Origin of the sequence: Shewanella carassii, assembly GCF_019670705.1 — a bacterium.
Lineage (GTDB): Bacteria > Pseudomonadota > Gammaproteobacteria > Enterobacterales > Shewanellaceae > Shewanella > Shewanella carassii.
Map to the genome: position 1 here is coordinate 2,285,826 of NZ_AP024618.1, position 26,666 is coordinate 2,312,491.

General features: G+C 53.0%; 22 protein-coding genes. 8 read left to right on the plus strand and 14 right to left on the minus strand.

The window, feature by feature from the left end; genetic code table 11:
- Positions 1-7: 7 nt before the first annotated feature.
- The 5 genes from K5621_RS10400 to K5621_RS10420 form a co-directional block, all read right to left on the minus strand.
- The gene (locus tag K5621_RS10400; protein ID WP_245003059.1) at positions 8-1,462 is read right to left on the minus strand and encodes an efflux transporter outer membrane subunit; all 1,455 of its coding nucleotides are present in this window, start codon (positions 1,460-1,462) and stop codon (positions 8-10) included.
- Positions 1,459-4,599 (minus strand): efflux RND transporter permease subunit, encoded by a 3,141-nt coding sequence (locus tag K5621_RS10405; protein ID WP_221049194.1) that lies wholly within the window; start codon positions 4,597-4,599, stop codon positions 1,459-1,461. Before K5621_RS10405 ends, K5621_RS10400 begins: the two co-directional genes overlap by 4 nt.
- Positions 4,600-5,868 (minus strand): efflux RND transporter periplasmic adaptor subunit, encoded by a 1,269-nt coding sequence (locus K5621_RS10410; RefSeq protein ID WP_221049195.1) that lies wholly within the window; start codon positions 5,866-5,868, stop codon positions 4,600-4,602.
- A 117-nt stretch (positions 5,869-5,985) separates the two neighbouring features.
- Entirely contained in the window at positions 5,986-6,780 is a 795-nt protein-coding gene (locus tag K5621_RS10415) for a tRNA-uridine aminocarboxypropyltransferase (RefSeq protein ID WP_221049196.1), read from the minus strand.
- 202 nt (positions 6,781-6,982) lie between these two features.
- Positions 6,983-7,288, minus strand: a complete 306-nt coding sequence (locus tag K5621_RS10420; RefSeq protein ID WP_221051254.1) for a hypothetical protein — start codon at positions 7,286-7,288, stop codon at positions 6,983-6,985.
- A 57-nt stretch (positions 7,289-7,345) separates the two neighbouring features.
- Between K5621_RS10420 and emrD the strand changes: the two genes are divergently transcribed.
- Positions 7,346-8,566 carry a multidrug efflux MFS transporter EmrD gene (gene emrD, locus K5621_RS10425; RefSeq protein ID WP_280638569.1) on the plus strand — a complete coding sequence of 407 codons (1,221 nt, stop codon included), beginning with the start codon at positions 7,346-7,348 and terminating at the stop codon, positions 8,564-8,566.
- A gap of 306 nt (positions 8,567-8,872) precedes the next feature.
- Here the strand turns inward: emrD and K5621_RS10430 are convergent, their stop codons facing one another.
- The 4 genes from K5621_RS10430 to dapA all read right to left on the minus strand — a co-directional run bounded on the left by K5621_RS10430 (position 8,873) and on the right by dapA (position 15,476).
- Positions 8,873-11,965 carry an efflux RND transporter permease subunit gene (locus K5621_RS10430; protein WP_221049198.1) on the minus strand — a complete coding sequence of 1,031 codons (3,093 nt, stop codon included), beginning with the start codon at positions 11,963-11,965 and terminating at the stop codon, positions 8,873-8,875.
- Entirely contained in the window at positions 11,962-13,047 is a 1,086-nt protein-coding gene (locus tag K5621_RS10435) for an efflux RND transporter periplasmic adaptor subunit (protein ID WP_221049199.1), read from the minus strand. The genes K5621_RS10430 and K5621_RS10435 overlap by 4 nt, the downstream gene beginning before the upstream one ends.
- Before the next feature lie 439 nt (positions 13,048-13,486).
- Positions 13,487-14,587 carry an outer membrane protein assembly factor BamC gene (bamC, locus tag K5621_RS10440; RefSeq protein ID WP_221049200.1) on the minus strand — a complete coding sequence of 367 codons (1,101 nt, stop codon included), beginning with the start codon at positions 14,585-14,587 and terminating at the stop codon, positions 13,487-13,489.
- Positions 14,588-14,591: 4 nt separating this feature from the next.
- Complete coding sequence (gene dapA / locus K5621_RS10445) at positions 14,592-15,476, minus strand: 4-hydroxy-tetrahydrodipicolinate synthase (protein ID WP_221049201.1); 885 nt, start codon at positions 15,474-15,476, stop codon at positions 14,592-14,594.
- A 174-nt stretch (positions 15,477-15,650) separates the two neighbouring features.
- On the opposite strand from dapA, the gene K5621_RS10450 reads away from it, so the two are divergent.
- Together K5621_RS10450 and bcp are read left to right on the plus strand one after the other, a co-directional pair.
- The gene (locus K5621_RS10450; protein ID WP_025009712.1) at positions 15,651-16,199 is read left to right on the plus strand and encodes a glycine cleavage system transcriptional repressor; all 549 of its coding nucleotides are present in this window, start codon (positions 15,651-15,653) and stop codon (positions 16,197-16,199) included.
- A gap of 40 nt (positions 16,200-16,239) precedes the next feature.
- A complete protein-coding gene (bcp, locus tag K5621_RS10455) occupies positions 16,240-16,707 on the plus strand; it encodes a thioredoxin-dependent thiol peroxidase (protein ID WP_208165586.1) in 468 nt (155 codons plus the stop codon).
- Positions 16,708-16,835: 128 nt separating this feature from the next.
- Here bcp and K5621_RS10460 read toward each other — a convergent pair whose 3' ends face one another.
- Positions 16,836-17,462 carry a LysE/ArgO family amino acid transporter gene (locus K5621_RS10460; RefSeq protein WP_221049202.1) on the minus strand — a complete coding sequence of 209 codons (627 nt, stop codon included), beginning with the start codon at positions 17,460-17,462 and terminating at the stop codon, positions 16,836-16,838.
- Positions 17,463-17,618: 156 nt separating this feature from the next.
- Here K5621_RS10460 and K5621_RS10465 point away from each other — a divergent pair, with 156 nt between their 5' ends.
- A complete protein-coding gene (locus tag K5621_RS10465; protein WP_221049203.1) occupies positions 17,619-18,512 on the plus strand; it encodes a LysR family transcriptional regulator ArgP in 894 nt (297 codons plus the stop codon).
- Positions 18,513-18,577: 65 nt separating this feature from the next.
- Here K5621_RS10465 and K5621_RS10470 read toward each other — a convergent pair whose 3' ends face one another.
- Entirely contained in the window at positions 18,578-19,669 is a 1,092-nt protein-coding gene (locus tag K5621_RS10470; protein ID WP_100143722.1) for an AI-2E family transporter, read from the minus strand.
- Positions 19,670-19,750: 81 nt separating this feature from the next.
- Entirely contained in the window at positions 19,751-19,996 is a 246-nt protein-coding gene (locus K5621_RS10475) for a sulfurtransferase TusA family protein (protein ID WP_371873717.1), read from the minus strand.
- 84 nt (positions 19,997-20,080) lie between these two features.
- Between K5621_RS10475 and bepA the strand changes: the two genes are divergently transcribed.
- The 4 genes from bepA to K5621_RS10495 all read left to right on the plus strand — a co-directional run bounded on the left by bepA (position 20,081) and on the right by K5621_RS10495 (position 24,587).
- Positions 20,081-21,550, plus strand: a complete 1,470-nt coding sequence (bepA, locus tag K5621_RS10480; RefSeq protein ID WP_221049204.1) for a beta-barrel assembly-enhancing protease — start codon at positions 20,081-20,083, stop codon at positions 21,548-21,550.
- Between the two features lie 122 nt (positions 21,551-21,672).
- The gene (gene arsC, locus K5621_RS10485) at positions 21,673-22,023 is read left to right on the plus strand and encodes an arsenate reductase (glutaredoxin) (RefSeq protein ID WP_100143724.1); all 351 of its coding nucleotides are present in this window, start codon (positions 21,673-21,675) and stop codon (positions 22,021-22,023) included.
- Positions 22,024-22,407, plus strand: a complete 384-nt coding sequence (locus tag K5621_RS10490) for a DUF2069 domain-containing protein (RefSeq protein WP_221049205.1) — start codon at positions 22,024-22,026, stop codon at positions 22,405-22,407.
- Between the two features lie 230 nt (positions 22,408-22,637).
- Positions 22,638-24,587 (plus strand): PKD domain-containing protein, encoded by a 1,950-nt coding sequence (locus K5621_RS10495; RefSeq protein ID WP_221049206.1) that lies wholly within the window; start codon positions 22,638-22,640, stop codon positions 24,585-24,587.
- 90 nt (positions 24,588-24,677) lie between these two features.
- Here the strand turns inward: K5621_RS10495 and hda are convergent, their stop codons facing one another.
- Together hda and K5621_RS10505 are read right to left on the minus strand one after the other, a co-directional pair.
- A complete protein-coding gene (gene hda / locus K5621_RS10500; RefSeq protein WP_100143727.1) occupies positions 24,678-25,388 on the minus strand; it encodes a DnaA inactivator Hda in 711 nt (236 codons plus the stop codon).
- A 77-nt stretch (positions 25,389-25,465) separates the two neighbouring features.
- Positions 25,466-26,611, minus strand: coding sequence for a DUF2066 domain-containing protein (locus K5621_RS10505; protein ID WP_100143728.1), 1,146 nt, complete (start codon positions 26,609-26,611; stop codon positions 25,466-25,468).
- Positions 26,612-26,666 lie beyond the last annotated feature (55 nt).

Consider the following 26,666-nt stretch of genomic DNA (forward strand, 5'->3'; position numbering starts at 1 on the left):
CCCTGGGTTAACTCTTCGCCGGCGCGCCGCCACGCAGGGCGCGGTAGAGGGCTATCATAGCCAGCAACTTATCGCGTTTTGACTCGCTCAATGACAGCTCGGCGCTGAAGTGTTGGCGCTGAGCATCCATCAAATCGAGTGAAGTGGCAACACCGTTCTTGTATCTGAGCCGCGCCAGGCGCACGTATTCAGAGGAAGCATCGAGCAAGCGTTGCTGCTCTATCAGAGCTTGTTGCGTTCTCTGATAATCATTCATCGCATTGCGCACTTCCATATAGGCGTTCAATACCGTGCTGCGATAAGCAAGCATGGCCTGCAGTTGCGCCTCGTTGGCTATCTCATATTCGGCGCTTATCTTGCCGGCATTGAAAATCGGCGCCGTGATCCCACCGAGCAGCGACCAGGTGAGTCCCTTGGAACTGAAAAGGTTATCCAGGCTATCGGATCCGCGGCCATATTCGGCGGTAATGGTAAACCCCGGGAAAAACGCACTCTTAGCTACCCCGACCTCCGCCGTGGCCGCTACCAAAGCCAACTCGCTGGCGCGAACATCCGGGCGGCGCGACAGTAACTGCGAAGGCACCCCAACCGCCAGAGATTCGGGAAATTCACGGCTCACCAATTTAGGAAGCTCTGGCAGGGGGTGATCGTAAGCTCCAAGTAAGATAAGCAACTGATTGCGCTTGGCCTTGCTGTCATATTCGAGCTGAGGCAAGGTCACCATGGCGGTTTGATATTCCACTTCCGCCTGGCGTACATCAAGACCCGAAATCATCCCGTTGGCTCGCCTGAGTTTAGCCAGTTGCAGTTCCTTGGCGCGGATCTCGGCCGTTTCCCGAGAGATCTTAAGTCTTTGCTCTATATCGGTCAGCTGATAAAAGGCAGTAGCGATATCACTGATAAGGCTGATTTTGGATGCCTCAAGCAGCTCTGCCTGCGACAGAGTATTGGCCAGTGCCGCCTCACTGGCCCGGCGGTTGGCGCCCCAAACATCCAGCTCCCATGACGCAACCCCCTTGAGATTAACATCTGTCTCGGCACTGGGATCTTTATTGGTAATGGCGCTGCTGAGTGACCGTTCGGCTGCAAACTCAAGTCCAAGCTCGGGCCACAGAGCCGCATCAACCACCCGCCCTTCGGCTCTGGCGGCTCGCAGCCTGCTTTGCATCATCGCCAGGTCGATATTGTTATTCAGCGCCTGACGAATAAGTACCTGCAGCTCGGGATTAAGGAAAAACGTCTGCCACTCATCTGCAACGGCTTCATCGGCCTCTACTTGCGGCAGCGCCTTATCAAACTGCGCCGGCATGTTGAGCTCGGGGCGCTGATAATCCGGCCCCAGAGTGCAGCCCCAAAGGCCCAAGGAAAGTGTCAGGGCGAGCAGTTCCGGTCTAGTGCATTTACTAAGGACCTGTACCTTAGTCGGTTTCACCCGGCTCATGGTTAATACCCCTGTCTTCATACGCCTTCCTCCGTGGCCGACTTTTGGCTTGCCGAGTCACCCTTAACCTTGGTGCGAACCCAAGCGGCTGTGGTCACAAAGAACAATGGCACCAGTACAATCCCTATGCTGGTGGCCAGCACCATGCCACCAAGGATGGGAATAGATACCGAGTGACGACTGACAGAGCCGGGTCCGGCGGACAAAACCAGCGGCAAGACACCGAGAATAAAGGCCATGGAGGTCATCAAAATCGGCCTGAAGCGCATCGCGGCAGCTTCCATTGCCGCCTCCAGTCGTGAACGGCCCTCTCGGTGCAGTTGGTTGGCGAACTCGACAATCAAAATCGAGTTTTTGGCCGCCATCCCGATAAGGGCGATAAAGGCGATTTGGAAGAACAAGTTACTCTGCATACCACTGAGCAGTGTTGCCAAAGAGGCTCCCAGCATGGCGATGGGCGCAATAAGCAGCACGGCCACAGGAATGGTCCAACTCTCATACAACGCCGCCAAAAACAGGAACACGAACACCAAGGCCAGCGTAATGGCGATACTGGTCTGGTTGGCCGAGCGCACTTCCTGGAAGGTGAGCCCGGTCCATTCATACTTGAACTCGGGCGGTAACATGGGCTTGGCCACCCTATTGATGGCTTTTATCACATCGCCGGTCGCATATCCGGGCGCCGGAGTGACATTGATGGACGCACTGGAGAACAGATTGTAATGGGTCACAGCCGCCGGCCCCACAGTATATTCATAGTCGGCCAGAACTCCGATGGGCACCATGGCACCATTGGATGACCGGACATAATAATCTTTAATCTGCTGGGGAAACTGACGATAACTGTCTTCGGCCTGTACCCTGACCCGATACACCCGGCCAAACAGATTAAAATCATTGACCGTGGCCGAATCGGTAAAGGTCTTAATAGTGCTGTAGAGATCGGCCACATCCACCCCGATAGCCATCGCCTTGGCTTCATTGACCGAGAGGTACAGCTGTGGAATAGAACCCTGCAACGACATGGCCGCTGCCGCAACCTCAGGTTGCTGCTTGAGCTGCTCCACCAACTCGTTGCTGGTTTCCATCAATCCTTTGAAGTTGGTTCCCGAAGTATCCTGCAACACCATCTCCACACCGGAGCCGTTACCCAGACCGGGCACAGCCGAAGGCAGGTAGAGGTTGAACTCTGCTTGCAACACCTGGCTGAGCTGATATTTAAGCTCTTTCATTACCTTCTGCACTGTGGCCTGATTTTGTTCCCGTTCGGCCCAGGGTTTGAGGATCACTTCAAACTGACCGTTGGCCTGATTCGACCCAGAGCGGCGGTTTTCCCCGGCCAGGGTAAAAGACCAGGCGACGGCCGGATGGGCCAGCACATGGCGCTCGGCAATCTTGAGCACCTCTTGGGTGCGGTTGACCGTTGCTCCGGCCGGCAGCGTCATATCGATAAAGAAACGGCCCTGATCCTCATCCGGCATAAAGCTCGATGGCAAATGGCTCATGATGTACCAAACCGCCACCACCATGGCGCCAAACACCAGGTAACTGCGCCGCGCATGCTTGTTGGCTAAGCCTACCAAGGACACATATTTATCGGTCAATTTGGAGAGACGGTTATTGAGCCAGAAGAAGAAACCGCTGTTGGCCACATCGCCCGGACGCAGCAACAAGGCGCAAAGTGCCGGGCTCAGAGTCAATGCCACCACAGTGGAGATCAGCACCGCCACGGCAATGGCGACAGCAAATTCGCGGTACATAATGCCGGTGATCCCGGCAAGAAAAGACACGGGTACAAACACGGCGCACAGCACTAAACTGGTTGCTATCAAGGCACCGGATAACTCTTTCATGGCGCTGCGGGTGGCCGCCATCGGGCTCATGCCCTTTTCATTAATAAGTCGTTCGACGTTTTCCACCACCACAATGGCATCGTCAACCACAATCCCAATGGCCAAAACCAGTGCCAGCAGGCTGACGGTATTGATGGTAAAACCGAAAGCCAGCATGGCGGCCAATGTCCCAATCAGGGAAACAGGCACCGCAATCGCCGGGATCAGGGTCGCGCGCCAATTCTGCAAGAACAGGTATACCACCAGTACCACCAACACCAGGGCTTCGATCAGGGTTTGCACCACCTCATCGATGGATTCTTCAATAAACACAGAAGCATCGTAAAACACCTGCCATTCCATACCGCTGGGAAACTTGGTCGCCAGCTCAGCCATGGTTTCCTTGACCTTACGGGTCACCTCAAGCGCGTTGGCACCGGGCAACAGATACACCTGTAAGATGGTGGCATTCTGGCCATTGAGTTGGGATTGCAAGGTATAAGCCGAGGAGCCGAGCTCCACCCTGGCAATATCACGCAGGCGAATGATGGATCCGTCCGGATTGGCGCGAACTATGATCTCTTCATATTCCCTGACACTGGACAGCCGCCCACTGGCGGTTATCGGTAAGGTCTGGCTCAAGGCATCACTATTGGGTTGGGTACCCACAGTACCGGCCGGGGTTTCCTTGTTTTGTGCCTTGATGGCGTCAGTAACATCTGTCGTGGTTAGGCTATGACCGGCCATGGCATCCGGGCGCAGCCACACCCGCATGGCATAACTGCGGGAGCCGGTATTCCGGGTACGACCAACGCCGGGGATCCGTCTCAGTGCCGATTCGATATTAATGGAGGCGTAATTGGAGAGGTAAATTTCATCGAAACGAGGATCTTTGGAGGTCAATGCCAGCTTGAGCAGCTCCACCGAAGAGTCCTTGGAGACAGAAACACCTTCGGTTTGCACATTGATTGGCAAATTACCCAGAGCTTGCTGAGTGGCGTTCTGCACATCCACTGCCGCCAGATCCGGACTTGTGCCTACATCAAAAGTGATGGTGACATTGGTGCCGCCGGAATTGGTGCTCTTGGAGCTCATATAGATCATATTGGGCACACCATTGACCTCCTGCTCCAGCGGTGTTGCCACGGACTCGGCGGCGGTTGTGGAGGCTGCTCCCGGATAGGAAGCCGAGATACTCACCTGCGGCGGCGTGATATAGGGATATTGATCCACCGGCAGCTGGAACATGGCTATCAAGCCCAAGAGCACAATAACAATACTGATAACGGCCGAGAACACGGGTCGGCCAATAAAGAACTGAGCCATCTAGTTACGCTCCTGTTCTTTTGATTGCTGTTCCAGCGCCTCCTGCTTTTCCTGCTCGTCGAGCCGCTTTTGATACTCTTTGGCATCAAGCGGCTCGGCCAGTTGGCCATGACGCACACGGTGCATGCCTTCGACTATCACACGTTCACCGGCGTTGAGACCGCTTTTGACCACCACGCCCTCCGGCCCCTGGTGCTCAATCACGATAAAGCGCCGCTCAACCTTATTGTCCGGCATCACCACCATCACATAAACGCCGCCCTGATCCACCTGGGTTGAACGCTGCGGGATCACTATGGCATTGTCTATCTCACTGAGTTTGATCCTGACATTGGTGTACTGACCCGGCAATAACTCCTTGTCAGGATTGGGCAAAACCGCCCTCACCTCGAAAGTACCTGTACTGGGGTTAACCTGGGGATCGGTGAAACTGACGTTACCCAGATAGCGATATTCACTGTTGTCCGGCAAGGTGATACGTACAAACCCCTCTACCGCCTTGCCTTCGGTCTCTGCTTCCTGTTGCTGGTTGTAACTGGTCATGCGACGTCTGGCATTAAGGTAATCCAGCGCCGACATATTGAAATTGACATAAATGGGGTTCACCTGCTTCACCCGTGTCAGCAAGGATTGCCCCTGGCTACCGACCAAGGCGCCGATATCTACCTCGGAGCGACTGACCAGACCTGCAATCGGCGCCTTTATCTCGGTGTAACTAAGCTCCAGCAGCGCTTCTTCCAGCTCGGCGTGGCCGGCGGCCAAGGCCGACTTGGCCTGAGCCAACGCCGACAGCGCATTGTCATAATCCAACTGACTGGCGGCATCCTGTTCATAGAGAGGTTTCAGACGCTTCACATCCCGCTGCGCCTTTTCCAATATCGCCTGCTGCGAGTCGACATTGGCCTTGAGTCGGTTAACCACAGCGTTATACGGCTTGTTATCTATCTTGTATAAGATATCGCCGGCATTGACCGCACTGCCCTCGGTAAAGAGTCGCTCCTCGACAAAGCCGTCGACTCGGGCCCTGACTTCAACATCCAATGAAGCTTTGGTGACACCAACATAGTTACCATATATGGGAACTGTGGCCTGTTTGACCTCTTCCACAACCACAAGTTTAGGAGTAATGGCCACAGGTTCAGGTTCACAACCGAGCAATAAAAAGCCACTGACAATAAGCAGTGGCAAGACAAAAAGTGGGGCTGTCGAGTGATTAAAATAACCCTTACGGGCAAACACAGGTTTTAGTGCAGTAACAACTAAGGACATAGCAGCTTCCAACATTCAATGGGCGGTCCTGATGGCTCAACAACCCGGCGTTTAGCACCAGGTTGTTTTATTTCCCAGTGTAAGTGCTTGAAGCTACTTGTCAATTATCATCCCTGGTTAGGGATGGTAAGTTATCTGTTCGGAATACAAATCGGCGACCTGGCGGGCAAACTGCTGTTTAAGTATTTGAATTTGTTCTGGCTTATTTTTTACCAAACGACTGCGGGTTGCCAGGCTGCTGCTGATAAAGAGCTTAAACCAGGTATCCAAGGCTTCGGCGCAGCCTTGTTCCCCTAAAGATTGCAGAGTTAATATCGCCACTTCGGCGGTGCCCATCTGAAAGTCGCGGCTGCCCTTTCTAAGCTGATAGCGAGCCAAGGTTTCAGCGCTGAATGACAGCATAGGTAATTGATGCAGATAACTACTCTTGCGAAACATCTTCACCGCCTCACGCCAACTGCCATCGAGCACAATAAACAGCGGCCGCTTGGCTTGCTCTGGCTCTCCCTGATTAGCGAGCACCTCACTCAAAGCCTCAGTCACCACCTCTTGCCCAGGTAAGGCATATTCCCCAGGAAACACCAGATAAGGCTGGTAATCCGGGTTTTCCAGCAAGGCCAAGAGTTGAGGGTCCGGCTGAGTTCGCGACCAGAGAAAGGCATGGGTATCCGGAATGAGGTCGGCTATCAAACGCCCACTGTTGCTGGGTTTCAATACCTCGGCATCATACATAACCAGCGCAAATGCCGCCTTGGAAGGCAACAGGCGCCTGTGCTCACAAGTACAAAAGCTCTGCTCCAACAGACAGCGACCGCAGCGAATAAGATTCTTACCCCTTGAGGCATAAGGTTTGGTCGACAGCGACTGACGGTATTCATACAAGCGGTGAACCGCGTGAGGTTGAATTGACATGAATATCCCGAATGACAATGACTTAATAGCTAGTTTGTGCCACTGGATTAGGAGTGGTGTTGAGGCAGTGACAGCCCAATCTAATGGCCGGCGCAGTTTACTGCCGCATCCTGGTTGCAGCAAGCGCTTTAAGCTCACTCTTTCTAGGATGGAACGCTGGCCGCTTGCCGATAACACGAGTAACAGGCTTGAGATCCAAAAATTAATTTATCAAAGCAGACTGTAAACATATTATTCCGCACCAATATTCAAATGCTGACTTCAAAACCAATAAAAGCGAAGGTGCGCGGGTTACAGAGATGACTTGCTGTTGGCTTTGCCCAAGAATCAACCCAACAACTGTAAAAAAATAATTACGCAATGTTATGCCGAATAAAAAGTTATCAATACCCCTAGTTTTTTCTTGTTTAACAGCGACTTCTGTCATTGAAATTGCAAAATAGCCGAGTATGATAGCGCCCGTCTCGGGGAGACCCCGAGCAGGAAGATGCGCTTCCTTATCCGGCACCCGTCTTTGCGTATCTTCCCAAACGATCTTTTAGTTCTGTATCAAGGTTGTGGAGTATTGACTGTGGTACCTGATGAGAATGTTTCCGGCGTATCCTTGAGCCCCCTGTTAATCATGCTGGTGATGATGGTCGCCTGCGGCCAGATAGCCCAAACCATTTTTGTGCCCGCTCTGCCTATGATGGGTGAGCAATTCAGTGTCAGCGCCGGTCAGTTGCAGGCGATTATGGGCACTTATCTGTTGGCCTATGGCCTGCTGCAATTTGTTTATGGCCCGGTATCGGACAGGTTCGGCCGCAAGCCGCTGCTGCTTATCGGTCTCAGTCTTTTCGTTGTAGGCGCTATCATTGCCGCCTGCGCCGAGAGCTTTAACACCCTGTTGCTCGCCAGTGCCATTCAAGGCTGCGGCACCGCCAGTGCCGGCGCCCTTTGCCGCTCTATTCCAAGAGATTTCTTCTTCGGTGAAAAACTGGTGCGCTTCAACAGTTATGTGTCCATGGCCGTGGTGTTCTCGCCGCTGCTGGCTCCCTTTATTGGCGGGGTGTTGAGTGTGCATTATGGCTGGCATGCCGTGTATTGGTTCCTGGCTTTCTTCGGGATCTTTGTGATAATCACCCTGGCGTTGAAATTCAAGGAATCCCTGCCCAAAGAAAAACGCCAGCCACAATCTGTGTTCAAGTCTTATGCCTTGGTACTCAAACACAGAGCCTTTCGCGGTTATCTGCTGTCATTGGTGGCTACCTTCGCCGGGATTGCCGCCTTTGAGGCCATTGCCGGTATTCTCTATGGCCAGGTGTTAGCCATGAGTCCCATGATGGTCAGTTGCTATTTCGTGGCCCCTATTCCGGGTTATCTTTTGGGCGCCTGGTATGCCGGCAGACAAGCCTCACTGCATAAACTGTTTCACTACGGTGTGGCTCTGCTGGGCGCCGGGGCGTTATTTTTACTGCTGCCCGGCCTGTCGACTCTGGTGATAGGCTGGTGCCTACTGATTGGCTCTGTGCTCTTCTTTACCGGGGCAGGCATATTGTTTCCGGCACTGACATCGGCAGCGCTTGAACCCTTCCCGCGCCAAGCCGGAGTTGCCGGCGCTCTGCTCGGTGGCCTGCAGAACTTTGCCGCCGGTCTTGCGGCCATGTTGATGTCGCTGGTGCCTATGATGGGGCAACTCAGCATAGGGCTTTTGACTTCGTCCATGGTGGTGCTGGTGGTGTTGGCACTCAACTATGCCAGAACCCATCCGGATATCGATGTCCATACCGCCGGGGACCCGCTCTGATTTCCCTGTCAAACCATTAAGCAAGACCGGCCACTGGCCGGTCTTGCTGTTTCTATCCCTCACACTTCATTCTCTTCTTTGCGATTCAGACTTTGTTGGCGTTTCAGTCGACTGACGCATTCGCTTTTGGACGTTATCCTTATGCGCCTTGCCAGACTGCGATCATGACAACAAAGCCAAAACAACCGAATAGCTCAGACATAAAAAGCGCCCCTAAAGGAGCGCTGGTTTCTAGATCTGAGGTTAAGCCGATAGCCTAACCAACAGCCAAACCAATTTAACCGGTTTGGCGACTGATTAGGCCGATTATTCGGCCAGCTCTTTCTCCAGTTGCTGCGCCACCGCTTCCGGTGAGCTGGAATGTCGGGCAAACAGTGAATAAGCCACAGGGATGACCAACAGGGTAAACACTGTAGCCAGCAAGATGCCGGAGAGCACCACTACACCGATAACAAAACGGGTCTCGGCGCCTGCCCCCTCGGCAAGCACCAGAGGCACGGCGCCGGCGGCCGTGGTTATACCTGTCATCAGTATCGGTCTGAGCCTTTGGTTGGCCGCCTGCAATATAGCGGCGTCGAACTCAAGTCCCTTATCCCTGAGCTGGTTGGCAAACTCGACGATAAGAATACCGTTCTTGGCCGCCAGCCCAACCAACATGATGATGCCTATCTGGCTGTAGATATTCAAACTTTGGCCGGTCAGCAGTAGGCCCACCAAGGCGCCCACGGTTGCCAGCGGCACAGTCAGCATGATCACCATGGGGTGGATATAACTTTCAAACTGCGCCGCCAATACCAGGAACACAATTCCCAGCGCCAACAGAAACACGAAGTACATGGAGCTACCGGACTCCTGATAGTCGAGCGACTGGCCTTTGTAACTTATCAAGGCTTCTGCCGGTAGATAGGTGTGGGCCAAATCATTGAGATAATCGAGCGCCTCACCCAGGCTGTAACCTTCCGCCAGACTGGCCTCAAGGGTTATCGCCCGCATCCGGTTGTAGCGATTGAGCTGACTGGCATCGGCAAACTCCTCTATGCTCACCAGATTCGAGAGTGGGATCAGCTGCTTGCTGCGATCTGAGCGCACATAGATATTCTGCATATCCGAGGCGGTGTTCTGGCTTTCGCGGTTGCCTTCGATGATCACATCATACTCTTCACCGTCGCGCATAAAGGTGGTTACCAGGCGTGAACCCAACATGGATTCCAGTGTACGCCCTATATGAGCAATGGAGACCCCGAGATCCGCCGCCCTGTCTTTATCGATGACCACTCTGAGCTGAGGCTTGGTTTCCTTGTAGTCATGATCCAAACCGACCAGATTGGGATTTTCCGCCGCTTTTTCCAGCATGATGTCGCGCCATCTGGCGAGCTCCTCATAACTGGGGCCGCCAATGACAAACTGTACAGGTTTACCGACACCGCGGCCAAAGGCCTGGCGCATCACGGGAAATGCCCTGACACCGGCGAGATCGGCAAGCCTTGCGCGGATATCATTGATGATCTCCTTGGCGGGACGGCGCTGGCCCCAATCATTGAGTACTATGATCGCCATACCGTTGGAGAAGTTGGCCGAGCCGCCCCAACCGCGAGGCGCACGGATCAACAAACGTTTGACTTCGCCGCTGTCGACCAAAGGCATCAAACGCTGTTCCACCTCGTTCATATAGGCTTCAATATATTCATAGCTGGCGCCCTCCGGGCCATTGACCATCAGGAACATTGAGCCTCTGTCTTCCTGAGGAGCAAACTCCTGCGGGATCTGTTTAACCATGTAGGCACTGGCCCCAAGAGCCGCCACCACCAACAGGGAAACCAGCAAGGGGTGCTTCATGGCGCCGGTGAGGCTGCGGCTGTAAAAGCCTGCCAGAGCGTTCATTCCCTTGTCGACCTGGCGCATCAGCCAGGTATCCTGGCTCGCGGGTTTAAGTAGTTTGGAGCACATCATGGGGCTGAGTGTCAGTGCCACTATCGAGGAGAACAACACGGCAGCACTCATGGTGACGGCAAACTCTTTAAACAACTTACCGAGATCGCCATCGAGGAAGGTGATCGGCATAAATACCGCCACCAATACCGCCGTAGTGGCGATAACCGCAAAGGCCACCTCTCGGGCGCCGAGGAAAGCGGCTTTCAGTGGACTATCGCCCTCTTCGATGCGGCGGTGAATGTTTTCCAGCATCACGATGGCATCATCCACCACCATGCCGATGGCCAGGATCATCGCCAGCAGGGTCAAGAGGTTAATTGTGTATCCCAAGGCGTAAAGCACAATAAAAGTGGCCAGTAGGGATACGGGCACAGTCAGCGCCGGGATCAACATGGCGCGCACGCTGCCAAGGAACAGGTAGATGACGATGATCACCAGAATAATGGCGATAAACAGCGTCTGATAAACCTCGTCTATAGAGGCTTCGATAAACACCGAGCTGTCGTAGGAGCGTTTGATCTCCATCCCCTGGGGCAGAGTCGGGTTGATCTCATCCACCAGTTTATTCACTGCCCGCGCCACTTCCAAAGTATTGGCGGTAGACTGTTTAGAGACCCCCAAGCCTATCATGGCCTCGCCGTTACCGCGGAACATGATCCGTTCTTCTTCCGAGCCGATTTCGACCTGAGCCACATCTCCAAGTTTAACTAGGTAACCATCGCCCCCTTGGGTCAGCACCAGGTTGGCAAAGTCTTCGGCGGTGCGAAAGCTACGCTCAAGCCGCACGGTAAAGTGGCGCTCTTTGGATTCGATGGAACCGGCCGGCAGTTCGACGTTTTCCGATCGCAGCGCCGCTTCGATATCGGCCACCGTCAGGTTGCGGGCCGCCAGCGCCTGGCGGTCAATCCAGACCCGCATGGCGTAGACCTTGCCACCGCCGACACGCATATTGGCTACCCCATCGATGACGGAGAATCTGTCGGTGAGGTAACGACGGGCATAATCGGTGAGCTGCAAAGTGGTCATCTGATCCGACACCAGATTGAGCCACATGATCACTTCATCGCCGCCATTGGCCTTTTGCACTTCCGGTGGGTCGGCCTCTTCCGGCAAGTTATCGAGTAAACCTGAAATACGGTCGCGAACATCGTTGGCCGCCGCTTCAATATCCCGGTCAATATCAAATTCCAGCACCACGGAAGAACGGCCGTCTGTACTGGATGAATTGATATGGCGTATGCCTTCAACGCCACTGATCCTGTCTTCAATCAGTTGAGTGATCCGGCTTTCCACCACGGAGGCACTGGCGCCGCGATAGCTGGTATCTATCGAAACTATCGGCGGGTCAATATCCGGGTATTCGCGCAGCGGCAACTTATCGAAGGACACCAGACCGAAAGCGATCAGCAGCAGGCTGATGACCGAGGCGAAAACCGGCCGTTTAACGGAAATGTCTGTCAGTATCATGCTGTGGTCTTCGCCTCTTCAGCCGTCAGGAAGCTGAAATGTTCCTTGAACTCCACCTTGACCTTGTCGCCGGGACGGACCTTGAGGATCCCGCGAATGATCACCTGCTCCCCCAGCTCGACGCCTTCGATAATTTCCACCCAGCCACGGCTGCGCAGCCCTATGGTAACCTGACGCTGTTCCACCACACCTTCGCTGTTGGCCAGATAGAGGTAGTGACGGTTTTGAATAGGAATAATCGCCGACTCAGGCAACAGCAACGCCTCACGGTTTTGCTTGATGAGCTTCACCTTCATCAACATGCCCGGTAGCAGTTGACCATCGGGGTTAGGGATTTCGGCGCGCACCACGACTGCCCGTGTGGTTGGGTTAACCCGGCTGTCGATGGAAACAACCTTGCCGCGAAACAGCTTATCCGGGTAAGCGACCGCGCTGGCTTCCACGATTTTGCCCGGCAACAAGTCCTGAATAAAACGTTCGGGAACCGAGAAGTCCAGCTTGATCACCGAGATATCATCCAAGGTGGTGATCACCACCCCCGGGGTCACCAGGCTACCGACCGAGACTTGGCGTAAACCCAGGCGACCATTGAAGGGGGCGGTGATCTGCCTGTCCCGCAGCGCCGCCTGTGCCTGCTCGACTTCGGCCTTGGCACTTTCTATCAGGGTTTGCAGTCGGTCGCGTTCGGTTTCAGCAACTGTCTTGCTGGTGACCAGCGAGCTGATGCGGTCGAACTCGCGGGTATTCTCCCGCACCTTGATCCTGGCCAGTTCCACCCTAGCCTGCTGTTCGGCGTCCTGCAGTTTGGCTAGCAACTGTCCTTGCTTGACTATCTGACCATCATCGAAACGAATCGAGGTCAGCACATCGCTGACCTTGGGGGTGATGGTCACTGATTCATAAGCCTTGGAGGTACCAAGCGCCTCCACTTCATCCCGCACGGCCTGAATGGCGGCCTTATACACCACAACATTGGGTACCGGGCGGGCCTTTTTCTCCGCCGGGGCTTGCTGCTGATGCCATTGCTGATAACCAATGGCTGCGGCCGCCAGTAGTACCACTAGGAGTATTATTTTTTTCATTGATTGTCCGAAGGTACAGAGTTTTATGGGTAAAACAGTTTACCCTGCGACTTATCGGCTTCAATACGTTTTACTTTTACTTACAAATTACATTTATTTGACACATGCACACACACAGTTAAAACAACTGCATCAACACCGTCAGAGCAAAGATACAGGCTATAGATTGACTCAAAAACCAATGACTATTCTGCAAATGGCTTTATCTACAGAGAGGCGTTGAGTTCATCGCGCGTGCGGTAACTATGAGGAGGCAGGGCAAATATCAAACAAAAACACTATAAATTAAATGGTTATAAATGGCTGATGCTGAGAAAGCCACAGAACTTCGGTACCGACTTTTGGCACCTAAGGGCAGCAATAGGCTTATGAGGAGATCAAAAAAGGCGCCGGAATCGGCGCCTTTTCAATCACATTATCTGGTGTAAACCCGCAGAGCTTAACGCACTTTACGATCTTCGCGCATCAACTCCGCCAGGTTCTGATAGACGGCTTCAATGGTCTCATTCGCGAGCGGTTGGTCGGCCACATCGTGTAGGCGGATCTCTGTCTGCCCTTTGTTGGCAGCATTTTCCTGCAGCAATAAACGATAGCTGCCCTCTTTAAGCGCCAACTTGTTATCGCCCCACAGGGAACTCCAGAAGCCAGAATTGTCATTCAAGTTAACGTAGAACAAACCTTTGCTTGAGTCCATGTCCACCACTTCCAAACCAAGCTCAGGCAGTACTATCCGCAGACGATCCCAGGTACGCTTGAATGGCGCATCAGCCACCCAGTAGCTCTCGCTGTCGCCGCCCTGATGCAATGACATATCAATGCCCAGACTCTGCTTGATACGGTTGGCCTTGATCATCTGCTCACGCTTGAGGCTCATATAGGCCACGGCGCTGTTGAGCATATCTATGGTGTAACGGCGCTTATCTTCACCGCTGAGCAATACCGGCAGCTCTGAGCCGTCATAATGCTCTTCGTGGTCGATAAGTGTGATCAGCAAATTACCGGTACGGCCATGAGGACGAACTTCGACATCGAAACGGAAACGCTGGCGCAGCTGGTAGACTTTATCGCTGCCAAACCAAGAAGAATCGAGCACCTGCTCAGTTTCAATCCAATCTGTTTCGATAGAGCCTTTATCATAATCTTCAGAGACTATGCCGTAGCCTTGCTTTTGCAGGTAACCCTTAACCGTGCTGAAGATCTCCTGCTTAAGATCAACGCTGTTGTCGATGGACTCAACCACAACCTTGATGTTGTCACTGCCCTCTTCCACATGGGTGCCTTCAGCCATGGGCAGCACTTGCAAAGGGGGACGAATATCGAGTTTTTCACCGACAAACTCAGGATTGCTCTTGGCGCCCGCTTGCGGGATCTCAAACTCTTTACTGAACCTTGGGGTGTCCAAACCTTCCGGGATCACCAAAGGAGCTGAAGTGCTGGCTTCAACATACTCGAAGTTGCCATTGGCCTGACGACGGTCAATCGGCGTGCTGCAGGCTGAAACTGCGACAACCAGCACTAAGGGGGAAACTTGCTTTAGCATTAAATTATTTAACCTCTATCCCGGCTTTTTGCATTGCGTTAAGCAACAGACCATGAAACTCCTCGGAAAGTTCAGTCAAAGGCAAACGAATTGTGCCTTCGCTGATGAGTCCCATGCGATGGGCTGCCCACTTAACCGGTATTGGGTTAGCCTCACAAAAGAGTGCGCTGTACAGGCCACTCAGGGGTTCATCCACGGCTTTTGCCTCTGCCGCTCTTCCTTGCAGCGCCGCCTTACACATGGCCTTAAACGCCTTAGGGACGATATTGTTGGCAACCGAGATCACCCCATTACCGCCAAGGGCCAGAAATTCACGCGCCGTGGCATCATCACCACTGAACAGCAGAAAATCATCGCCGCAAAGCTCACGCAGCTGTTTAACCCGAGAAAGATCGCCTGTGGCTTCCTTCACCCCTATGATGTTGGGCACATCACAAAGCTGAGCAACGGTTTCCGGCTTCATGTCGACCGAAGTACGGCCTGGAACGTTATATAGAATTTGGGGAACATCCGTGCTGGCGGCAACCGCCTTATAATGGGCAACCAACCCCTTGGGAGTGGGTTTGTTATAGTAGGGTGTCACTCCCAGCATGGCGGCCACATCGAGTTTCGACAATCCCCGGGTCAGCTCTATGGCTTCAGCGGTGGCATTGGCGCCATTACCACCAATGACGGGAATACGACCTGCGGCAAAAGAAAGGGTTTGTGACACCACTTCGAGGTGTTCGCGAATGGGTAGAGTGGCAGATTCGCCTGTGGTACCGACTGCGACTATGGCATCGGTTCCCTGCTCGATATGAAATTCCACCAAACGCTCGAGACTTGCAAAATCCACTGAGCCATCGCCTTTCATGGGCGTAATTAAGGCTACGATGCTTCCGTTTATCATCTTATGTCCCCAAGATTTCAGGATTCGCTATGGTACTGGTGCAGCCAGCCAATGACAAGCACTGTCAGGGCTAACAAATCGAATAAGTTGTGGTAGCATGGTCGACTGCACAAAAAACTCAGCTCAAAGGGGCTGAGTTTTCGCTCTATGATACCGGAAATATGAGGAAAATTCATGACCAACTACCTGGTCGTTACCGCTATGGGGGCCGACCGTCCCGGCCTAGTCAGCAAACTGGCAAGATTGGCCAGTGATTGCGACTGTGACATAGTCGACAGCCGCATGGCGCTATTCGGCAACGAGTTTACTCTAATTATGATGTTGTCCGGCTCCTGGGCATCCATTACCAAGATAGAAACCAGCCTTCCCAGTCTCAGTGTCGAGCTTGAGCTGATGACGGTGATGAAGCGCACCTCCAAGCACACGCCACAAAACTATATCTCGCGTATTGAAGTGACCTTCAACGGTCAGGATCAGCGCGGCACCATGAAGCGCATCTCCCAGTTTTTGGCAGACAGGTCTTTGGATCTCGGTGCGGTGCGCTCCTACTCGGAAGAACTGCCGGACGGCAGCCAGACTCAGCACGTTTTCCTGGCCATCAATATCCCGGAAAAGGTCGAACTGGATAAACTGGAAACCAGCATCCAGGCCTTGGCCGAAGAGATGTCCCTGACCTGCAATATCAAACGTATGCAGGGTATTGCGGTTCCCAAGGCCGATTGAATCCCACATCATCTAGATAGAGATCAAAAGGATTGAACGCATGAACACCTTAAAAGCGGGCGATAAAGCGCCACTCTTCACCCTTAAAAACCAAAACGATGAAAATGTTTCACTGCAAGATTGTCTACAAAAAGGTCGGGTACTGGTGTACTTCTACCCCAAGGCGATGACACCGGGCTGTACAGTGCAAGCCTGCGGCCTGAGAGACAGCAAGGCGGAACTGGACGAATTCAATGTGACCGTACTTGGAATAAGCATTGATCCCGTGGCGAGACTGGGCAAGTTTATCGATAAGCATCAGCTCAACTTCACCCTGCTCAGCGATGAAGACCACGCAGTAGCCGATGCCTTCGGTGTCTGGGGAGAGAAAAAATTTATGGGCAACGTTTATGATGGCCTGCACCGCCTGAGTTTTCTGATTGACCAGGACGGCACCATCAGCCACAGGTTCGACAAGTTCAAGACCAAAGATCATCATCAAGTAGTGCTGGACTATCTCAAGGGATAAATCCCACGGCTATTTGTCGGCTTCTTTACCGGCATTCACTGCATAAAGCCTAAGCCATGTAGCTTCAAGCCAAAGACACTAAAAAGCCCGCAATGCGGGCTTTTGTTGTTCTGCAGATACCTAATGCCTCAGAAACCCTTTCCCTGAAAATAGGGCCAGAGGATAGCCAGAGCGATTGACCACATGGTCAACCAGATAAATCTGTCCAGATAACGCCAGGCCGCTGGACGGCTGAATACGGGAGCCAACAGGCGCGCACCAAAGCTCAAACTAAAGAACCAGATAAAGGAAGCCAGTACGGCCCCGGCACCAAACCAGCCCCTGACCTCGGTATCAAACTTTGTGCTTATGCTACCGAGCAAAACTACGGTATCCAGATACAGATGTGGGTTCAAAAAGCTGATGGCCAAAGTAGTGATCATCGCCTTGCGAAACGAATCCGCGGCTTCGGCATCCCCGGTCTCCAATCCCTGACTCTTGAACGAGGAACGCAGCGCATTAAAACCGTACCACAATAAGAAGGCGGCACCACCAAAGCTCGCCAGATGTTTGATGGCCGGCACCGCCAAGATCAACTGCCCTAGCCCGGCAACTCCCGCGGTGATCATCAGGGCGTCTATCAAAGAGCAAGTCAAGGCGATAGGAAACGGATAGGCACGCTTGATGCCCTGCTTCAATACAAAGGCGTTCTGAGCTCCCACGGCAATGATCAGACTGGCACCTATCCCCATGCCCTGAATGAAAGCGGTTTGCATAATCTCTCCAACAGCAGGTCGTCGCAATAATCGGCGACCAATAAAGGTTTTCAATGGCGGCAGTTTACTCCCGGCAAGAAAATTAATATAACTAATGTTTTTTATCGGCCATTAGCAAAACTTATAATTGAGCAAAGATTAACCCAAGGAGTCGTTATGCTGGACTACAGTCATCTCAAGGCTTTGTCCGTGGTGGTCGCCGAAGGCGGCTTTGAGCGCGCAGCCAAACGGTTGCATGTAACCCAATCGGCGGTATCACAACGGATAAAGCAGCTTGAAGAAAGAATGGGTCAAGCGCTGCTCGTCAGGAGTAATCCCGTGGTGCCGACACCAACAGGCAAGCGGCTCTTGCGCCACTATGCTCAAGTCGAACTGCTGGAGACTGAGCTCAGAGTCGAAATGGACGCCGACGATCCGGCCATGCCCACTGTAGTGAGAATTGCGGTGAACGCCGACAGTCTGGCAACCTGGTTTCTGCCGGCTATTAGTGCCATGTTCGCCCGCCGCGGTTGGTTGTTGGAGCTGATCGTGGATGATGAGTCTTACACTCATCACCTACTGAAAAACGGTGAAGCGGTTGGCTGCGTGACCACCTTGGGGCAAGCGATGAACGGCTGCTCCAGCGAGTTTCTCGGGGTGATGGAGTATGCCTGTGTGGCCACGCCTGAGTTTGCCGAACGCTATTTCGACGGTCTGCCGAATACCGATTCACTGGCTTCGGCACCGGCAGTGGTGTTCTCCACCCGCGACAAGCTGCATGAAAAGTACTTGAAGCGCTACTTCGAGATGTTGCCGGGACAATGGTGGCAACACACAGTACCTTCATCGGAAGGCTTTCTGGAAGCGATTCTACAGGGATTGGGTTATGGCCTGGTGGGCCATCTGCAGGCCGAGCCGCTGTTGGCATCCGGGCGCTTGATTGAGTTGACACCCATGATGCGGATGCGGGTACCGCTTTACTGGCAACACTGGAACCTTAAGGCCAAGCAGACCACTCTGGTATTCAGGGCATTGGCGGCGAGCGCCAGAAACCACTTGTTGCCCGAATGAATAGCGGTTGAAAAAACACAGGCGACCATAGGCCGCCTGTGTCAGTGAACTTGAAATTTACCGCCTTATTCGGCTTGCGCCTCTAAAGCGGCTTTGGCCGCATCTGCTTCGGCGTTGGGCCAGGCGTTCAATACAGCCTTGACCAGAGAAGCCAGCGGGATCGCGAAAAACACGCCCCAAACACCCCAAAGGCCACCGAAGACCAACACTGCGGCTATGATGATCACCGGGTGCAAGTCCACCGCATCGGAGAACAACAAAGGCACCAGCAGGTTGCCATCCAGCGCCTGAATGATGCCGTAACCCAGCATCAGATAACCGAACTCGGGGCTGACGCCCCACTGGAAGAAGGCAACCAGCGCAATAGGTAAGGTCACCAGGGTGGCACCGACATAAGGAATAAGCACGGAAAGCCCGGTCAACACCCCAAGCAGCGCCGCATAGCGCAGATCCATCAGGGCGAAGAATACGTAACTCACTACCCCGACAATCACAATTTCAATCACTTTGCCGCGAATGTAATTGAAGATCTGCTGATTCATCTCGAACCAAACCTTACGGGCCAAGTCACGATTGCTGGGGAAGAAACGCTTGCTGCCGCGGATCAGTTCATCTTTATCCTTGAGGAAGAAGAATACCAGCAGCGGCACTAGGATGGCGTAAACCATCAAGACCAGCAAAGAGGCCGAATAGCCGAGGAGCTGAGTGGCAATATCCAAGAGATGCTGGGTATCGAGCAATTTTTTGAGTTCGGACACCATGGTATCGAGCTGATCTGTTGAGATAAACTGCGGATACTGCTGCGCCTGCTCCTGCAGCAGGATTATCCCCTTATCGAGCATGTTGGGCAGATCGCTAAGCAGCGCGGCACCCTGGCGCCAGATGCTGGGGATCAGGCCGAATGACAACAAGATCATTAAGCCGATAAAGAGGACCAGTACCAAAGAGGCGGCCGCAGTTCGACTTATCCCTATTCTCGCCATCTGTGCCACCGGCCACTCCAGCAAAAAGGCCAGTACCAGAGCGACCAATAGTGGCATCAGCAAGCCACCGGCAAAATAGATGGTCAAGGCAATGCCAAGCAGAATAAACAATAGTGTCAGAGCCTGAGGATCACTGAAGCGGGCCTGGTACCAACGACTCAAATAACTAAACATCCGGGATTCCTGTGCTGATGATGGCTGCGCCATCTTGATTATCGCTTCTTCAAGAAGCTGTCTAGTATAGATACTGCGCTGCTATTCAGTTATGGCAACTGAGACATGTAAGCGCAAAACGGCCGGCTCGTCGGACGCTATCCGACAATCATAACCTTGTTTTTTTGCAAAGCGGGGAACATCCTGCCGCGATCCTGGGTCTGAAAGCAAGAGACACAGAGTTTCACCGGGCCGCAAACGTTTCATCGCCATCTTGGCCTTGACCAGGGCTTCGGGACAACGACTCTGAGTTAAATCAATTAAAACCATGATGAGCTTGCTAAACATAAACCTCGGCTATTATCCTAAGTTGCAACTCAAACCACAAGCCAGGCAGTTATGCATTAGTGGCATACAGGAAATCTAATCAGCTTGAGTACTTTGACTTTTTCCAAGTTCCGACAATCCATTCTGGCCGGTGCCACCTCTCTCCTGCTCGCCACCGCCAGCCAGAGTTTCGCCAATAACGACCTGCCGGATCTCGGTACCGCCGCCGTCAATACCTTCAGTCTCGAAAAAGAGATGGTCTATGGTGACGCCTATATGCGGGTTATTCGTTCCCAGGCGCCTGTGTTATCCGATCCTGTGTTGAGCCAATATGCCACTGAGCTGGGTAACAAATTGGTGGCCCATGCCACCGGGGTTAAGACCCCCTTCTATTTCTTCCTGCTGCGAAACGATGAAATCAACGCCTTTGCCTTTTTCGGCGGCCATGTGGCAATCCATACAGGCCTGTTTCTCAACGCCGACAATGAAAGTGAATTAGCCTCGGTACTGGCGCACGAAATTACCCACGTAACCCAGAGGCACTTGGCGCGCTCACTCGAAGCCCAGGAGAAAGCCAGCCCGGCCACCATTGCCGGGCTGCTCGGTGCCATCTTGTTGACCATAGCGGCGCCTCAGGCCGGGATGGCGGCGCTGGCCACCACTCAGGCATTATCGACCCAGTCCAAAATAAACTATACCCGCTTGCATGAAAAAGAAGCCGACAGGATAGGCATGCAAATTCTGGTGGAATCCGGTTTCGATCCCAACGCCTCGGCAAACTTCTTCGGCAAACTGGCGGCCCGTTATCGTTTTACCTCCAAGCCGCCGCAAATGCTGCTGACTCACCCCCTGCCGGAGTCGCGGATCACCGATGCCCGTAACCGCGCGGCTCAGTATCCCCACAGATATGTGGCAGACAACCTTAACTTCCATCTGGCCAAGGCCAGGATCCAGGTGCGCTTTTCCAGCTATAGCGATGATGCAGCACTGTCGTTGTTTGAAACCCAATTAACCAAGCACAACTACGCCTTTAAAGATGCAGCCCTCTATGGCAAGGCATTGGCACTGTTTCGCCTCAAGGACTTCAAACAATCCGAGCAGCTGATAGATCAATTGCTGGAAAAAGATCAGGACAACCTCTTCTATCTTGATACCAAAACCGATCTGCTGGTGGAGCGTAAAGATTATCAGGGCGCGATAACGATGTTGGAAGCCCAGAGACGCCTCAAACCCACTTCCCAGGTGATCAATGCCAACCTGGCCAGTGTTTATCTCGAAAGTAAACAGCCACAGCGGGCAATCCCTATTCTCGAGGATATGGCGTTTCTGGATAAGCAAAACCCCTTGCCCTATCAATTACTGACCGAAGCCTACAAGCAAACCGGCAACAAGACGCTGGAACACTTTTCCAATGCCGAGTCCATGGCCCTCAGAGCCGACTACAAGGGGGCTATCGATCAGCTCAACTTTGCTTACAAAGCCGCCGATGGCCAGCCTCTGCAGATTGCCAGAATCGAGGCCAAAATACGCCAGTTCCGTGTCGCCGACCGAGCGCTGGACGAATTGAAGAAATAGTCGGCTTACACTTTGATTATGCTGGCTTTCACTGGCCCGTTAGTCGGGCCACTTTCCCCTGACGTCAGCGTAGATTTTTGTTATCATCGTCGCACTTTTCAGCCAAGGTAAAGAGAAAACCTATGACCCAGGTCACTATTTTCCATAATCCTCGCTGCTCCAAGAGCCGCGAAACACTGGCACTGCTGGAGTCCAAAGGCGTCGAGATCCAGATTGTCGAGTATCTGAAACAAGTGCCCGATGCAACCACTATCAGTGAACTGCTGACCAAATTGGGGATCAGTGCCCGCGAACTGATGCGCACCAAGGAAGAGGAATACAAGGCTCAGGGGCTGAATAATCCCGAACTGACCGAAGTCCAGTTGATTGCCGCCATGGTCGCCACTCCCAAGTTGATCGAACGTCCCATAGTGCTGGCCAACGGTAAGGCCGCCATCGGCCGCCCACCGGAAAACGTATTGGCGATACTATAAATGAGCAGTCAGGCGTTATTGCAAGTCTCACGACTAGGCTATCTGCTACTGGCAGCTTTGTTGGCCTATGCCTTTATCGATAAGGGGCTCAATGGCGAATACTCGCTGCTGTTCACCAGTCTTTGGCTGGTGCCCTTGCTGCTGCCGCTGCCGGGTATCCTCAAAGGCAATCCCTATACCTTTGCCTGGGCCAGCTTTATTCTCTGTCTCTATCTTTTGCACGGCTTAACCTTGCTCTATATAGCCCAGGGCTATGAATGGTGGTTTGCGCTGATTGAAAGTCTGTTGATCTCATGCTTACTGATCAGCATGCCCTTCTACGCCCGCAAGCGCGGCCGCGAGTTGGGTCTGGGAATCAAGAAACGCGCCAAAGACAAAGAGTAAACTGGAATAATAAATTAGGAGCCGATGATGGCTCCTTTTTTGTGTTTTGTTCAGCTCTTGCTCTACCGTCCTCGCATACTGGCATAATTTGCAACAATTTTTCCCATTTTAAGGACTATTGGTCACCCTGCTGGCCCGTGCTATAGTGCCCAAGTCTTGCAACTATTTTTATACAAAAACAACAAATAACAACAAACAACAACAAGCAGTCAACCAAGTGGAGCCGTGCCATGAAGATACTGCCTTACCTCCCCTTCACCTGTACTCTATTGCTCACCGCCTGTGGCGGTGGTGGCAACGATGATGGCAGCGACCTTATCCCACCTGTCGTTACCCCACCTCCGGCCTTGTCGCGCTGTGAACAGCCAAGTGAATTCGACAACCAAACCACAGCCTCTGGTCTGGTTTTTAAGCTACAAAGCCACTATTTAGCCGGTCAGCAAAGCAGTGTTCTGACCACACTGGGTACGCTCAATAGCCGTAATATACAGTTCCAGTGGCAGCAGTTGTCCGGGCCCAGTGTCGATATGGACATCAATGACAGCCCTGTGTTGGCCTTTGTGCCGATACAAAGCGGTGATTACCGCTTTCAGTTGAATGTCAGCGGCAGTGATCTCAGCCTGCAGGAAACGGTAACCCTGACAGTGATGGACGGAAATGGCCTGAATATCCGCCAGGATCACCAGGTGGTAGAGGGCAACAATGTCAGCGTGCGACTTGATAGAGTCAATGGCGCTGTGGCAAACAACATCAGCTGGTGTATTGCCGCCGGACCTGAGCTCAACCTGGATCTGACCAACCCTGAACGCCCCTTGTTTGTTGCACCCGAGGTCAATCAAGACACAGGAGTGATCTTAAGAGCCAGCGCCAGTGTCAATGGCGAGACCTTAAGCGATGAAGTCAGCATACTGATAACAGATGAAGCGCAAATCACCTCAGAGTACTTTGATACGCCCATCGCCCGCACCCATGCCTACAAACGCAACTCGCCTTATGCCGAAGTGTTAAAGCGCTGCACTTATTCCAATCAGTTGAGCGCTTGCCAGCTCAGTACCCTGCCCTTGATAGGCCAAGGCGCCGGCGGCATCAGTGATAAAGAAGCGATAATGAACCGGGTACTGGTATCCCACGACTGGATGGGACGTAATTTTGAAGCCTTCCTCGATCAAATGGACACTCATGGTGACTTTGCCACCTTGCTGCAGTCTGTCACCGCCGTGGTGATAAGTTACGATGTCCGCCCGTCCTTTTACTGGGTGGTTACAGGTGCTATCTATCTGGATCCGGAAGATCTTTGGTTGACGGCAACTGAGCGCGACAGTATCAATGAAGCGCCGGATTACCGTGCCGGTTTCGGTAATGAACTGCAGTTCCTGATCCCCTGGCGTTATGTCAAAGACAACGATTATGCTTCTGTCTATCGTGATCGCAGCCAGCGCAGCAACCGCCCTATCAGCGAGTTGACAACCGATCTCTCCTCGCTGCTTTATCACGAGTTGGCCCATGCCAATGACTTTTTCCCGCGCAGTGTTCACCAAAGCCTTGAGGGGCCGACTTTGCTGGATGACTATTACCGACGCACGGCGCAAAAAGCCTTGATATCGGATCAGCTCAGCAGCGCCTATCCGCTGGGCAGCACAGAGATGAGCGCCCTGGCCGGCGTGAGCTTTATGGGTGAAACGGCTACCGCCACCCAAAAGGCATATACGCCCGGGGATGTCAGTGGCTTCTTCTCCGCAGACAGAGCCAATGACTTTTACAACTACAGCACCCCCAGGGAAGATGCCGCCATGCTGTTTGAAGAAGCCATGATGAGCTACCGTCTTGGCGTGCAGCGTGATGTGGCGATTACAGACAAACCCGAAACTGTGACCGCAAACAGCATAAGTGTCGACTGGGGCCAGCGGGGACGGATCGGTGCCAGCGAACTCAGAAACCGTACAAGCTTGGTGCTGAGCGAAATGATGCCTGAGCTCAATGCTCAGCTGCTGCTGGATAGTTTGCCGGCGCCGCTGCAGATGCAACCAGGCCTGAGCTGGGCAGCCAACCTCGGCATATCACCCACACTTGTGGCGCCGAAGAGCAATGTCCAGCGTCAGCAAGGGCCTGAGCAGCCCCAAGTGCCGCTGCGTTTAAGTGGCGATCGCCACAAAACTCCCGTAGGAGTAAACAGACCCTGACGCGCTTTTCGGTTTATTCGAGCATCAAAAAAGCGCAGCTCCGGCTGCGCTTTTTGAATGCGTTTAAAGTAACAGGCTTAAATTCGGCAGTCAGAGGCGCAACATCTCTTTGATAAAGGGGATAGTCAACTTACGCTGATGCACCATGGAAGCCTTATCCAGCCTGTCCAACACATCGAACAAGGTGCGCAGATCACGGGCCAAACGATTGAGCAGAAAACGGCCCACATCTTCCGGTAACTGCAAGCCACGCATCGCAGCGCGGCGCTGCAATGCCACCAGTTTTTCCTCATCGGCCATGGGTTGCAACTGATAGTTGAGCCCCCATTGCATCCTTGAGATCAGATCCGGTAAGGCAAAACCGGCATCTATGGGGGCCGCACTGCCGCTGACCACCAGTGCACAATGCTTCTGCTCGGCCACCCGGTTATAGAGATCGAATATCGCTTCTTCCCATAAAGGGTGACCGGCAATGGCATCGACATCATCGATACAAACCAGATCGAGCTGCTCCAAGCCTTCGAGTAAAGCGGTAGAGATACTGGCGTGAATGCCCAGAGGAATGTAAAAGCTACTGCGTTCCAGTTCATTGGCATGAGCACAGGCGGCGTGCATCAAGTGAGTTCGTCCCGACTTCACCGGCCCCCATAAGTAGACGGCCCCCTGGCTACGGCCTTCGGCACAAGCCCTCAAGGTCTGGATGAGTTCATCGTTTCCTGCCGCGGGATAATAACTGTTAAAAGTCTCATCGTCCGGCAAGTGAACGGGCAGTGAAAGTTGCAATGGTGAGTTTTGTGTCACTCAGGATCGTTCCAAATCGCAGTAAATCAAGTAATGCGGGCGCCAAGTCTAGCATGACTGGCGCCGCTGTTAAAACCTCAACGGCTGTGCCATTGGTAAGGACCTAAGGGCTGGTTCACATTATCGCTGAATTCTGTGCTATTCGATGGCTGCGGCAATAGAATGGTACTTTCATTGCTTTGCACTGGGTTCAAGCCTTGAAACCCACCCTCGGCCAACGATAAACGAGGCTCTAGACGCAGCAGATTTTTTAAGTCCTCTACCGAGCCAAAGAGTTGCACGCTAAAGGTAGCACTGTCCCCCTGCAGAGTACTGAGACTGGCACCTCGCACCGCGCTGAGTTGATTGAGAAATGCCTCTATCTCAACCAATTGTTTCATTTGGTTGATACCGGTAAATCGCACCTTGCTCTGTAGAACATCGCCTGAGTCGGCAATCGCATACCGAGACACAAAATAATCAGACAGTGACAGTATCATCTCCGCCACGGCATCATCCTTACTGGCGGCCTGACCACGACGACTGAGCAGAGGTTGACCCAAAGACTGGCTGACATCTGTCTTTGGGTAGAGCTGCAACTGATAATTGAACTCACTGCCATTTTGTTCCAGTGAACCCATGGCAAAAAAGTCAGCCTGATAGCGGCCTGAAGCACCCGCGACGGTATCGGCAAACAAACCACGCACATCGTTGACATTAACGCGCATCAGATCGTCCAGATCCATCAAAGGAAACATCAAGGGCACACCACGTTCCATCGAGGCATTGGCAAACGCCTTACGCTCTGCAGCGCTCGAGTCATCACTGAGGATGACCTTCTCATTATTGATATCCGTGCTGAGCCAAACCAGGGTCAATGGACGTTGTTTGCCCCAGACAGGCAAACCGGCTTCACGCAACATGTTGATAATCTTGCCATGATCAAAACTGGCCTTTAGCTTCAGCCCCTCCTCAGTATCGAGATAACCAAATTGGCTGACCAGGGTGTCAACGTTTGCAAGCTTGGCCTGGATTTCCGGGTTTTCGAGCGCACTGCGGGAGCCGGAGTTTTTCAAAACAACATCTTCCAATGCTTTCTTGAGTCCCTTGCTCTTCTCGGCACTGGTTCTGGATTCCACGGCAACTGTGGCTTCATCCAAACGTTTGACTTCCACCGCCTGGGCCAAGGTTGTGGCACAGAACAGGGAGAGAAAAACAACTGGCTTTATAAATGAATTCAGCATCTTTGCGACGGTAAAAGTGGTCGGAATGGCAAAAGTGTATCATATATGCCTCACT